Origin of the sequence: Luteibacter yeojuensis, assembly GCF_011742875.1 — a bacterium.
Taxonomy (GTDB): domain Bacteria; phylum Pseudomonadota; class Gammaproteobacteria; order Xanthomonadales; family Rhodanobacteraceae; genus Luteibacter; species Luteibacter yeojuensis.
This window is the reverse complement of sequence record NZ_JAAQTL010000003.1, coordinates 56,877-68,873: the sequence shown is the minus strand read 5'-3', so window position 1 is coordinate 68,873 and position 11,997 is coordinate 56,877. Positions and strand designations below refer to the sequence as shown.

At 65.9% G+C, this 11,997-nt stretch carries 10 protein-coding genes and 1 tRNA gene; 2 read left to right on the top strand and 9 right to left on the bottom strand.

The annotated features are described in order from the left end of the window. Positions 1–16: 16 nt before the first annotated feature. From HBF32_RS17855 to HBF32_RS17830, 6 genes are all read right to left on the bottom strand, one after another. Positions 17–412 (bottom strand): hypothetical protein, encoded by a 396-nt coding sequence (locus tag HBF32_RS17855; RefSeq protein WP_166701162.1) that lies wholly within the window; start codon positions 410–412, stop codon positions 17–19. Positions 413–526: 114 nt separating this feature from the next. Then, positions 527–603, bottom strand: a tRNA-Arg gene (locus tag HBF32_RS17850). A gap of 56 nt (positions 604–659) precedes the next feature. After that, positions 660–1,565 carry a LytTR family DNA-binding domain-containing protein gene (locus HBF32_RS17845; RefSeq protein ID WP_240148054.1) on the bottom strand — a complete coding sequence of 302 codons (906 nt, stop codon included), beginning with the start codon at positions 1,563–1,565 and terminating at the stop codon, positions 660–662. A 147-nt stretch (positions 1,566–1,712) separates the two neighbouring features. Further along, a complete protein-coding gene (locus HBF32_RS17840) occupies positions 1,713–3,617 on the bottom strand; it encodes a M61 family metallopeptidase (protein WP_166701161.1) in 1,905 nt (634 codons plus the stop codon). A 253-nt stretch (positions 3,618–3,870) separates the two neighbouring features. Next, a complete protein-coding gene (locus tag HBF32_RS17835) occupies positions 3,871–4,575 on the bottom strand; it encodes a glutathione binding-like protein (RefSeq protein ID WP_166701160.1) in 705 nt (234 codons plus the stop codon). A 144-nt stretch (positions 4,576–4,719) separates the two neighbouring features. After that, on the bottom strand, positions 4,720–5,226 hold the full coding sequence (locus HBF32_RS17830) for a hypothetical protein (protein WP_166701159.1): 507 nt from the start codon (positions 5,224–5,226) through the stop codon (positions 4,720–4,722). A 319-nt stretch (positions 5,227–5,545) separates the two neighbouring features. Between HBF32_RS17830 and HBF32_RS17825 the strand changes: the two genes are divergently transcribed. After that, a complete protein-coding gene (locus HBF32_RS17825; protein WP_166701158.1) occupies positions 5,546–6,190 on the top strand; it encodes an outer membrane protein in 645 nt (214 codons plus the stop codon). A gap of 117 nt (positions 6,191–6,307) precedes the next feature. Here the strand turns inward: HBF32_RS17825 and HBF32_RS19755 are convergent, their stop codons facing one another. The 3 genes from HBF32_RS19755 to HBF32_RS17810 form a co-directional block, all read right to left on the bottom strand. Further along, positions 6,308–6,607 (bottom strand): DUF4879 domain-containing protein, encoded by a 300-nt coding sequence (locus tag HBF32_RS19755; RefSeq protein WP_205287770.1) that lies wholly within the window; start codon positions 6,605–6,607, stop codon positions 6,308–6,310. Between the two features lie 331 nt (positions 6,608–6,938). After that, complete coding sequence (locus HBF32_RS17815) at positions 6,939–8,447, bottom strand: amino acid permease (RefSeq protein WP_166701156.1); 1,509 nt, start codon at positions 8,445–8,447, stop codon at positions 6,939–6,941. A gap of 92 nt (positions 8,448–8,539) precedes the next feature. After that, positions 8,540–9,574 (bottom strand): glycerophosphodiester phosphodiesterase, encoded by a 1,035-nt coding sequence (locus HBF32_RS17810; protein WP_240148063.1) that lies wholly within the window; start codon positions 9,572–9,574, stop codon positions 8,540–8,542. 135 nt (positions 9,575–9,709) lie between these two features. Between HBF32_RS17810 and HBF32_RS17805 the strand changes: the two genes are divergently transcribed. Beyond that, complete coding sequence (locus HBF32_RS17805; protein ID WP_166701154.1) at positions 9,710–11,701, top strand: bifunctional 2',3'-cyclic-nucleotide 2'-phosphodiesterase/3'-nucleotidase; 1,992 nt, start codon at positions 9,710–9,712, stop codon at positions 11,699–11,701. Positions 11,702–11,997 lie beyond the last annotated feature (296 nt).

Genomic DNA, 11,997 nt, shown 5'->3' with positions numbered 1-11,997 from the left:
AACGCGCGATCGGGGGCTAGATCAGGAGCGAGCAGAACCGCAGCGAAGGCGGCGGGTCGGGAGGGAGCAAGGACGAATCGGGCAGCGCCACACGCTCGGGGCGATCCATCAGTGTCGCCGTCAAGACCGGCCAATCCATGGGAAGGAGCAGCGGGGGCGGCGTCGGCACCCGCGCATCGGACATGGCGGGCGTATGGTCGGCGCAGTGCTCGGCGCAGCGTGCATCGACGATATGCTTGGCCGGCAGGTGATGCGTGGGCATGGCCGCGCAAGCGCCTGTCATGACCGTATCCGTGGACGGCACGGCGCACACGTATGCCGCCATCGCCAGCTGCTGGAACAGCAGGCAGAACATCACCAGTCCGATGCACAGGACTCGGCGACGGCGAGGAAGGCGGAAAGGTGTGCGCATGACAGGGATCATTCTAACCCGGCTTTGACGCAGGGCGGGACCGGGACCGAACGCGATGCCTGGCGAGCACGCCAGCCCCGTATGACGGCACCGGGAGGCGAGCGAGGGGAAGAATGGCGCGCCCGGAGGGATTCGAACCCCCGACCAATGGCTTCGGAAGCCACTACTCTATCCGGCTGAGCTACGGGCGCGTAAACAGCGGACGGGCATTGTAGCGGGATTGCCCACCGTGGCCTAGCCTCGGCTGTCAGGTCCTGCCGGGAGCCGGATCGGTCCCTGCCGCCAGCGAACGCAGGCTTTCCCGGTAGCGACGGCTACATGGCAAGACGGTGCCATCGGCCATGTGCAGACGCGCATCTCCGGCATCCAGCGGCTCGATCGCGCTCACCTGGGCCAGCCGGACAAGGTAGCTGCGATGGGCCCGGACGAACACGGTGGGATCGAGGCGGGCTTCCAGCGCGGCCAGCGTGCTGCGCAACGGGTAGTCGCGGCCGCGCACGCGCAGGTTCACGTAGTTGCCGGACGCCTGCGCCCATTCGATATCCGCTGTCGCGACGAGGAAGTCGCGGCCCAGCTTGCGGACGAGGAAACGCCCGGGACGATCGACCGGCTCGACCGGCGGCCCTTCGTCCGGAGCGTCCAGCAGGCTGGCCTCCCCCCTGGCGTGGCGACCGAACCATTCGACGAGGTGCCAGACCGCCACGACGATAAAGAACGTGCGCACGTCCTTCAGGTATTCGTAGATGAGCTGCAGCCGGAGCGAGCCTGGCTCGAACCGTACTCCCATGAGGCTGAAGACGGCCAGGCGCAGCAGGTCCATGCCGGCGATGTGCAGCAGGCACCAGACGATGCTGCCGAGGACATAGAGCGGGAGGCGGCGCTTCCAGGTGTCCGCGTGCAGTGGCCAGCGATCGCAGGCGCGCAGCAGGAACGGCAACATGAGCAGCGACACCGCCATGCTGGTGAATTCGTTGGTGACGATCTGCCAGGTTCCGGCGTCGAGGCCATAGCGATGCGCGTCGATGCGCAGCGTGAGGATATTGCTGACGGCCGCGCTGCCGAAGGCGAGCACCCAGAAGACGAGCATGAACAGCCGGCGGCGGCGGTGGGCGCGGTCGAGTTCTAGGCCGGGAGGCGCGGGTTGCCGGGTCATACGGCGATAGTAGCGGCAGGACTGCGCCTGTAGGAGCCGCTATAGCGGCGAAGGGAATCTTGCGGGACTGTCGCCAGGCTTTCCTCGCCGCTATAGCGGCTCCTACAGGCGGAAAAAGAGAGGGCGCCTTGCGGCGCCCTCGTCTGCTTACTTCGCCTTGTACAGCTCGCCCAGCCAGTCGGGCTTGCTCTTGTCCCGCTCGAGGTGCGGGTACTTCAGGCCTTCGTGGTAGTCGATCTTGATCGTCTTGTAGGTGTCGAAGTTCTTCACCAGCAGTTCGATCGGCGACTTGTCGGTCTTCGCGGCGGTGACGGCATCCTTCAGCGTGTCGCCGTCGAATTCCTTGTTGTTCACCGCGACGATCGTCATGCCCGGCGAGAGGCCGGCGTTGAAGGCCGGGCCGTCCCAGCGGACGTCGGAGATGTCGCCCTTCGAAGACACAGCGAAGCCGGCCGAATAGGTCAGGTCGGTGTAATGACGGCGACCTTCGGCGGCCTTCACCACGTCGGACGGCTTGTCGTTGTAGACCAGCTTCCAACCGCCGCGCTCGATGCCTTCCAGGTCGCCCTTGTGGCCGTCGATGCGCTCGCGCAGATAGGTGGCCCAGTCATACGGCGCAATGCCGTTGAGGGTCGATGCCACGTCCTCGAACGTGTACGGATTGACCTTCCAGTCGCCGTCCTTCATGCCGAAGAAGGCCTTGGCGAAATCGTCCAGCGAGCGCTTGTTCTTGGTCAGCTCGCGCAGCTTGGTATCGACGTCGAGCCACACCATCTGGCCGCCCGAATAGTAGTCCTCGCTCATCTGGTAGTTGCGGTACGAGAGCGGACGGCGCTGGGCGATGGTCGGGTCGTTGGTGGTGTCCTGGATGTTGCGCCAGGAGAGGCCCGGGCGGCCCTTGTCGTATGTGGCGGCGACGAAGGCGAGCAGGTCGCGTGCCTGCTCCTGCGACACGAGGCCCGAGCGCGCGGCGACGACGTTGCCCCAGAACTGCGTCTGGCCTTCGTACACCCACAGAAGGCTGTCGCCCATCGGCACGTTGAAGTTCGGCGTGGCGAGGTCGGCGCCACGGCGGTACTTGCCGTCCCAGGAATGGTTGTACTCGTGCGACAGCAGGTCGCGGCCGAGCCAGCTCTTGTCCCACTCGGTGAAGTAGTTGGGTGCTGCGCTGTTCTCGGACGAGCGATGGTGCTCCAGGCCGATCCCGCCGAGCTTGTCGGTGAGGGCGAGGAGGAAGTCGTAGTGGTTGTAGTGACGGGCGCCGTAGAGCCTGTCCATCTGCTTGACGAGGTTGCGATGGATCTCGAGCGCTTCCGGCTTGATTTCCAGCGACTTGGCGCTGTCGGCCACGATGTTCAGGTGCACGGGCGAGCGGCCGTTCGGATCGAGGTCCACGCGCTTGAAGTAGCGGCCCGCGAACACCGGCGAATCCACGAGGTCGTCGTAGTCGATCGTCTTGAACGTGACGGTGTCGCCGCTCTTGCTCGCCTGCTCGAGGGCGCTGCCGTACTGGAAACCGGCCGGGAGCTTCAACGACGCATCGACGGGGATGCGGTCGGCGTCATAGCCCGCCGGATACAGCGAGACCTGGTTCCACTGCACGTTGACGATGTCGGGCGTCATGACGATGCGGCCCTGGCGTGCATCCTGCGGCGTCAGCGTCTGGAACTCGACGTCCACCGACGTCGCGCCGGCCGGCACCTCGACGCTGAAGGCATAGACGTTGTACTTGTCGCGCGTCCACTCGAGGCGCTTCCCGCCCGCATGCACGACGAGACCCGCGAACTGGTCGATCGGGCCGGTCGGCGAATGGTGGCCGGGAATCCATTCCGGGAAGAGGAGGACCAGCGGGCCGGGCTGAGCGGGGACGGTTTCCTTGACGCGGAAGATGCGACGGTCGGTGTCGGTCGCATCCACGGTGAGCTTCAGGGTGCCGTTAAACGCGACATCCTTCGGCGGCGGGACGATGGAAGCTTCGTCGGCATGTACGGCCGAAGCGCCGATGCCGGCCAGGGCGGCCAGCAGCGCGGAGGCGAGAAGGGTGGATTTCACTGGTAAGTCTCCGAGAAACGGGTAGGTCGCCCGGCCATCCCTGCGAGCGGGTCGGCACGGTCCCCTGTGGTCCGCGCAAGCACTCGATGCTAATCGCCACCGTTCGGGGCGCCCTATGCCAGAGGTCACGGGCGACCGGGCAAACGCGCCACCGCGCCCCGCAAGAAATAACGCCCCGCCCTCCCCCGCAGCCCCTCCCGGAAACGAAAAGGCAGCCCTGCGGCTGCCCTTTCCCTCCGATCGGTCGCGACGATCAGGTCCGGGACGGAATCTTCAGTCCCCGTTCGACGCCCGGACGCGACATGCCGCGCTCGAGCCAGGCGATGACATTCGGGAAGTCGTCGAAACCGACGAGTTCGCGTGCGCCGTAGAAGGTCACCAGGTTGTTGACCCACCCCAGCGTGGCGATATCCGCGACGGTGTATTCGTCGCCGACGATCCAGGTGCGGCTGGCAAGCTGCCGGTCGAGCACGCCGAGCAGGCGCTTCGACTCGTTGACGTAGCGCTCCAGCGGCCGCTTGTCTTCCCATTCGCGGCCGGCGAATTTATGGAAGAAGCCGACCTGTCCGAACATCGGGCCGATGCCGCCCACCTGGAAGAACACCCACTGGATGGCTTCCCAGCGCTTCGCGGGGTCCTTCGGGAGGAACTTGCCGGTCTTCTCCGCGAGATAGAGCAGGATGGCGCCGGATTCGAAGAGGCCGAGCGGTTTTCCGTCCGGGCCATTCGGGTCGATCATCGCGGGGATCTTGCCGTTCGGGTTCAGCGATTCGAACTCGGGCAGCTTGCTTTCGTTCTTGCCGATGTCGACGAGGTGAACTTCGTAAGGGATGCCCACTTCCTCGAGCATGATCGAGGCCTTCACGCCATTGGGTGTCGGAAGCGAGTAGAGCTGGATGCGGTCCGGGTGCGCGGCGGGCCAGCGCTTGGTGATCGGAAAGGCGGATAGATCGGACATGGCGCGTATTCCTGGGCCTGAAAGCTTCGAAGGTAAGGCGTGCCATCCCTGTATTCAATGTGCCGACCTGACCGGCGGAACCCTCCACCGGCCGGTCTCCGGAAAGTCGCTCCCGTGAAAGCGGGAACCCGGCGACTTACGCCGTTATTCCAGGTCGCCCAAGCGGGCGTCCATCTTTGGCGCGGCAAGCCATTCGCCGATGTCCTCGCCGATGGCCTTGGCGGTGCGCGCGAGTACGGCGCAATTGCCCTTGAAGCCCCCGAAGGCACCGCCCATGGAGTTGCGCCGATCCCTGAACGTAGCGACCACCGCGCCGTCCTGGTACAGCTTGCCCTTTACGGTCATCGACTTGTGGTGGCCCAGGAAGGCGTTGCCATCCGAAACGACGGCGGTGATCTCCATCTGCAAGGTCTTCCCCGCTTCGCTGCCGCTCACCTTGTCGGCGAAGGCGATGGCGATGCCGGACTCCTTGGCCTTGGCGGCCACGGCATCGGGCAACTCGCTATCGAGCTTGCACTCGTCGAGCACCGCCTGCGGCACGTCGGCGTCGTCATCGATGCTCACGGGCTTCTGCACGGTCACGCTGTCCGAGGCGAACACCGCCGGCGCGGCGGCCAGCATGAGCAACGCGGTATAGGTCCATTTCCTCACTATCTTCCCCCTGATGTGTTCCTGCCGACCATCCGCCGGCGGCACATTATGGCGCAGCTCGGCCACGAGCGTAGACATACGACGCCGGACTGGAATACCGATGCCGCTCGCAGGGCGTGGAGGCGCCACGCGCCACCTCTACGCTCCCTGGGAAGGTAAATGCTCAACGCGGCCGACATCGCGGTAGGAATGTGCCTTGGTGTTTTGTAGGGGAATGCCCCGCCCTCTCCCGCCGTTCCCTCTTCGGCAATTTGCACACGTAGACTCTTTCCGTCCGCGCCCACTCGCCGCGGGCATATTCCCGACACAAGGACATGTCATGCAAAAGCTGCTTCTTGCGACTGCCGTCGCGGCCTCCGTCTCCCTCGCGTCTTTCGCGGCAGTCGCCGCCAATGGCTCCGACGGGGCATTCGTGCACCTCGGTGCGGGTAAAGCGCGGCACAACAGCCATATCGAAATAGTCGACGGCAAGACGCCCGACCAGAGAAGGCCCAACAGCTACGACATCATGGCCGGATACCGCTGGGGCCTGGGCAGCAACCTCGCCCTGGGTGCCGAAGGCGGGTTCGCCTATCTCGGCAGCATCCGCCAGCGCGTCTACGACGACGCTTCGCCGGCTGGGACACGGAACAGCTTGTTCACGGGCGCCTGGCTCGCCGGCCTGAACACAAGGTGGAACATGAGCGACGACCTGTCGTTGATCGGACGCACCGGCATCGCCCGCGTGCGCAGCCGTCTCGCGACCGAGAATCTCGCCACGTCGGCCTCCGCGACCCTGGGCACCGTGTCGCGGAACACTCCCTACTTCGGCGTGGGGCTCGGCTACGCCCTTACCCGCGAACTCGACCTGACCGTACAGGCCACCCGCTACGATGCGCGATCCGTTCGGGCGCAGTACAAGAACGGCGGTGTCCGCGACTGGTCCGCCAACACGTTCAATGCGGGTGTCGAATATCGCTTCTGACGCGATGGACACGCGGCGGGCCGGATGCCTGCGAGCGACGCCGCCGCGAGGAGGGCCGGATTCGTCACCCGACGAACGACTCCGGCCCTTCTATATCCTGCTCAGGCAAAGCTTCCCTCACCAGATGGAAAGGGACTTGGACATGGTCCTATACGGCGAGTTAGTTGACGTCGATCGTACGACAAACCTGCCGCTGCCCTTGCCTGTCGCGTCCCATACACGCAAGCGGCCTTCGATCGTCTGACCATTCCTGCATTGGACCCAATACCCACCTCCACGATCGCACACACCGACCGTCTTGAGCTCCCTCAGAACGACGCATTCATCGTTGCAGTAGCACACGCGAAGACTCAACCGTCTGCTGATCGACCTCGTTCGCGAAGCGGGTGGCGTGGACGGTAAGCGGATGATGAGCATCGGCATGCGTTGCGCAGCGGAAGCGCACGGACGCATGGTGTGGGAACAATCCCGCGCGGCGACTGCCACCCAGGCGCAGGAGCCGCTATAGCGGCTCCCACAGCAAGAGCGTGAGCGCTCGGCGCAGCACCGTAGTGCCTCGCCTTTGCTCGCCCGTCGGACTACCTCGGTGATCGGAGAGGTGTCGGGCTGTGCCCCTCAGAGCGAGTTCGGTCGCTTGCGACCGCTGTTTGAGCGCTGAGGGGCACAGCCCGGCGCCTCCCCGTCAAGCGCCATAGTGTACGAACCAGACGCGATGGCGGAGCCGAGCCGAGCAGCGCGGCGGCTAAGGTCAGCCGCCCCGATTGAGCTTGCTGTGGCGGACGCCGTAGGCGAAGTAAACGATCAGGCCAATCGCCATCCAGATCGCGAAGCGCTCGAAGGTGATCCAGGGCAGGCCCCAGATCAGCGCCAGCGAGAACAGGATGCCCAGCGGCGCGATGAACCACACGGCCGGGGTGCGGAACTTGCGCTCCAGCCCCGGCTTGCGCACGCGCAGCACCAGTACCGAGGCACAGATGAGGATGAAGGCGCTCAGCGTGCCGATGTTCACGAGTTCGGCCACTTCACCGATCGGCAGCAGGCCGGCGACGACGGCGGTGAAGATGCCGAGGATCATCGTCGGACGTGCCGGCGTGCCGTAACGCGGATGCACGCGGGCGAACCATGCCGGCAGCAGGCCGTCGCGGGAGAGCGCGAACCAGATACGCGCCGCCCCGAGCATGAAGGCGAAGAGGACGCTGATCACGCCGATGACGGCGGCGATGGCGATCACGTTGCTGATCCAGGGCAGGCCGATCGCGTTGAACGCATCGGAGACGGAGGCTTCGCCGCTCAGGGTGGAGTACGGCACGATGCCGGTGAGCACCAGCGACACCGCGATGTAGAGGACCATCGCCACGGCGAGCGACAGGAGCACCGCGCGCGGCAGGTCGCGCTGCGGATTGCGCGCTTCCTCTGCCGCGGTAGTGAGCGTGTCGTAGCCGAACACGGCGAAGAACACCACGCTGGCGCCCGTGAGCACGCCGTGCCAACCGAAATGGCCGACGCCCTTGTCGTCGAAGATGCGCTCGGGAATGAAGGGGTGCCAGTTGGCCGTGTTGATGAAGAACGCGCCGACACCGATGACCAGCGCCACGCCGAGCACCTTGATGCCGACGATCAGCGTGTTCAGCCGCGCGCCCCACTCGGTCTTCACCGACAGGAGGATCGCGACCAGCAGCGAAACGCCCGCGGCGATGATATTGAAGCGATGCGCGTCGGTGGGGCCGGCGACCGGATTCGCGAAGTGTACGCCGAGCGAGCCGAGGCCTTGCTGCCAGTAGTACTTCATGGTGTCGGCGCTCATGCTCTTCTGCGCCCACTCCGGCAGGTGCACACCGGCGCTCGCGAGCAGCACTTGCACATAACCCGACCAGCCGATCGCCACCACCGCGACCACCAGTGCGTATTCGAGCAGGAGGTCCCAGCCGATGATCCAGGCCGCTCCTTCGCCCAGCACCGCGTAACCGTAGGTATAGGCGCTGCCGGTGACCGGGATCAGTCCGGCGAACTCGGCGTAGCAGAGCGCGGCGCAGGCGCTGCCGAAGCCGGCGATGATGAAGCTGAGCGCCACGGCCGGGCCCGCGTTGAGGGCCGCCTGCTGGCCGGCCAGCACGAAGATGCCCACGCCGATGATGCCGCCGATGCCGATGGCGGTGAGTTGCCAGAGGCCCAGCACCCGCCGGAAGTCCTTGCGCTGGCCGACCTCGGCCTGGAGCTGTTCGACGGACTTGTGGCGGAGGAATTTCGCTAACGACATCGGGAGACCCCTGGGACTGGCTGACGGGCGATCATAGCGGGGCAGCCCCGGGGTGTCGTCAGGGAATGCTCCGAATCCGCGGGGGTTTCGACTCAGCGTCCGTCCACGGCTTTGCGCCCCAACGCCGGGTCGTCGGTGAAGAACGCGTCGATGCCCGCGGCGAGATAGGTCCGGATCTCGGCTATCGAGCCGGCGTCGTTGCGCGCCGCATCGCCTCCCTCGCCGCGGAATTCCCTGGCGAGGAAGCGATTCTCGGGCCGGAAGGTATACGGATGCACTTCGAGTCCCGCCGCGTGCGCGTCCCGCACCAGCGACGTGGGCGCGGCCAGCCGGCCGTCCTCGTCCAGGGGAATCACGCTCCGCATGGACGGACCGATGGCGCCCGCATATCCGGCGACGTCCTTCAGGCCGGCCGGCGTCATCATCTGCCCATAGGTGGTCGAGGGCAGGTCGGCCGGATGCTCGCCGGCCGACCCCATGAGCTGGAGCAGGCGCACGTTCGGGTGATCCTTGCCGAGCCTGCCATGCAGGTATTTCAGGTTCCCGACCTCGAAGGACTGGATCTCCACCGGTGCCGTGCGCGTATAGGCGTGTGCGGCGAGCGTCGACAGCAGCTTGTCTTCCAGGGGAAGACCCAACCCGCGGAAATACGTGGCGTGCTTGATCTCCGGGATGATGCCGATGACGCGGCGACGCGCGGACGCCTCGGCGGCCACGAACTCGATCATCTCGTCGAAGGTCGGCACGGCGAACTGGCCGTCGTAGGCGGCGCTGGCCTTGCGCACCTCGCCCAGCCGCTCGCGGGCACGCAGCGTCTTCAGCTCCGCCAGGGTGAAGTCCTCGGTGAACCAGCCCGTCACCGCCTCCCCGTCGATGGTCTTCGTCGTGCGCCGAGAGGCGAATTCCGGATGCGCGGCGACGTCCGTGGTGTCGCCGATCTCGTTCTCGTGACGAACCAGCAGCACGCCGTCCTTCGTCGACACCAGGTCGGGTTCGACGACGTCGGCGCCATCCTCGATCGCCACCGCATAGGAGGCCAGCGTGTGCTCGGGCCGCAACGCGCTCGCGCCGCGATGGCCGATGACGAGGACTTTCGACGCGATGGGCGTCGTGGTGGCGGTGGACATATGCACCGGGAGCGCTCCAAGGGCCAGGATCAGGACACAGGAGGATAGGGCAAACGCTTTCATGGCAGGGTGGGTAAGGTCATGGTGTTTCTGCTAGTTTCCCGCTCCGAACCTCGTTTCCGCCGGATCCCCACGATGCTCAAGCCCCTCGCCCTCGCCACGCTTTCGGTCGCCCTGCTCGCCGCCTGCACCGGCGCGCCCGCCGGAAAGTCCGCCGCCTCCGCCGGCGTGAAGGATGGCGCGACGCTGGATCTTGCCATCCTGGAAACCACCGACGTTCATTCGAACATCCTGTCCTACGACTATTACAAGCAGAAGGACGATCCCACGCTCGGTTACGAGCGTGTCGCCACGCTGATCCGGCAGGCGCGCGCCGAGTTCCCGAACACCGTGCTGTTCGACAGCGGCGACACCATCCAGGGTAGCGTGCTCGCAGATTACCAGGCGCTCGTGAAGCCGCTGGGCTGCGATTCGGAACTGGCGATCTACAAGGCCATGGACGCCATGGGCTACGACGGCGGCACCGCCGGCAACCATGAATTCAATTACGGCCTGCCCTTCCTCGCCCAGGTCACCGGCACCGCGATGAACGTGGACGGGGTCGAGGCGCGGAAGTGCGCCGGACCGACGTTCCCGCTCGTACTGTCGAACGTCTACAGCGCGCGCGACGGCAAGCCGATCTTCAAGCCGTGGACGATCGTGACCAAGACGGTCAGCGCCCTCGGCATGGACGGCAAGCCGGTACCCGCGACGCTGAAGATCGGCATCATCGGCTTCACGCCGCCGCCGATCATGGACTGGGACAAGCGCAACCTCGCCGGCAAGGTCACCGTCGACGGTGTCGTGGAAGCGGCGAACCGCTACATGCCGGAGGTGCTCGCGCAGAAGCCCGACCTCGTCGTCGCCATCCTGCATGGCGGCCTCAACACGGCGCCTTACACGCCGCAGATGGAGAACGGGGGCTGGTACCTGGCGGGCGTGCCGGGGATCGACGCACTGCTGCTCGGCCATTCGCATACCGAGTTCCCGGGGCCGCACTATGCCGGCATGAAGGACGTCGACGCGAAGCGCGGTACCGTGCGCGGCGTACCCGCCGTGATGGGCGGCTTCTTCGGCAAGGACCTCGGCGTGATCCGGCTGACCCTGCGCCGCGACGACGGGCGCTGGACAGTGGAGAAGGACAAGAGCCGGAGCGAGGTGCGTCCGATCTGCCCGAAGAAGAACGCGTGCGTCGCGCCGGATCCGGCGATCGCCCCGATCGTGCACGAGGCGCACGAAGCGGCCGTCGCCTACGTGAACACGCCGATCGGCGCCACCGACCACGACCTCACGAGCTACTTCGCCGACGAGGGCAACATGTCCGCGCTCGCGGTGGTGAACGCCGCGCAGATCGACTACACCCGCGAGGAACTCGGGCGAACGCATCCCGAACTGAAAGACGTGCCGGTCATCTCCTCGGCCTCCGCTTTCCGCACCGGCTTCGGCGGACCGGACGATTTCACCGACGTGCCCAAGGGTCCGATGACGATCCGCAACGCCGCGGACCTCTACTTCTATCCGAACACGCTCGCCGCGGTGAAGACCGACGGCGCAGGCGTGAAGGCCTGGCTGGAGAAGGCCGCCACACGCTTCAACCGCATCGATCCGGCGAAAGATGGTGAGCAAGACCTCATCGGCAAGATGCCGGGCTATAACTTCGATCAGATGCAGGGTGGCATCACGTACACCATCGACGTGTCCAAACCCGAAGGCGAGCGGATCGTCGACCTGCGCTACGCCGGCAAGCCGGTGAAACCCTCGCAACCCTTCATCGTGGTGACCAACAATTACCGCGCCAACGGCGGTGGCGAATTCCCCGGCATGACGGGCGACCATGTCGTGCTCAGCGCGCCGGACGGCAACCGGGAAGTCGTGATCCGCTGGGTCGAGCGCAAGAAGACGCTCACCAGCAAGGACGTGGAAAAGCGATCGTGGCGATTCGCTCCCGTGAAGACCAAGGGTCCGGTCACGTTCACCTCGGCCGCGGGCAAGGAAGACGTCGCCCGAGCCCTGGGCCTCCCGATCCGCCAGCTGCGCAATAACGGCGACGGCACGGCGGTCTACGCCATCGACCTGTCGAAGCACTGAGCTTATGTGGGAGCCTCTGTCTTCTGGCCTAACGCGCTCCCCGTTGACACCCCGTGCCACGTAGGAATAACGTCGAGCCATGCATCCCGACACGCCAGCGCTGGTTTCCTTCACGGCCCTCCCGGCCGGCGCGCTCGCGTCCCTGTCCACCTCCGCGACGACGACTACCACGACCACTACCCTGGTCGGAGGATCGGAGTTCGCGCGCGCCTAGTTCCCTTGTCGCTGCCGGCCCCGACCTCCCGCAGGACGGGAACGGTGCCGAATCTCCAGCCGACTCCCGCCTGACGTGACGT

Bases quoted from the DNA above. Each gene is read 5' to 3' on its own strand.
- HBF32_RS17855 (WP_166701162.1), bottom strand. From the start codon at position 412: ATGCGCACACCTTTCCGCCTTCCTCGCCGTCGCCGAGTCCTGTGCATC.
- HBF32_RS17845 (WP_240148054.1), bottom strand. From the start codon at position 1,565: ATGACCCGGCAACCCGCGCCTCCCGGCCTAGAACTCGACCGCGCCCAC.
- HBF32_RS17835 (WP_166701160.1), bottom strand. From the start codon at position 4,575: ATGTCCGATCTATCCGCCTTTCCGATCACCAAGCGCTGGCCCGCCGCG.
- HBF32_RS17825 (WP_166701158.1), top strand. From the start codon at position 5,546: ATGCAAAAGCTGCTTCTTGCGACTGCCGTCGCGGCCTCCGTCTCCCTC.
- HBF32_RS19755 (WP_205287770.1), bottom strand. From the start codon at position 6,607: ATGCTCATCATCCGCTTACCGTCCACGCCACCCGCTTCGCGAACGAGG.
- HBF32_RS17815 (WP_166701156.1), bottom strand. From the start codon at position 8,447: ATGTCGTTAGCGAAATTCCTCCGCCACAAGTCCGTCGAACAGCTCCAG.
- HBF32_RS17810 (WP_240148063.1), bottom strand. From the start codon at position 9,574: ATGTCCACCGCCACCACGACGCCCATCGCGTCGAAAGTCCTCGTCATC.
- HBF32_RS17805 (WP_166701154.1), top strand. From the start codon at position 9,710: ATGCTCAAGCCCCTCGCCCTCGCCACGCTTTCGGTCGCCCTGCTCGCC.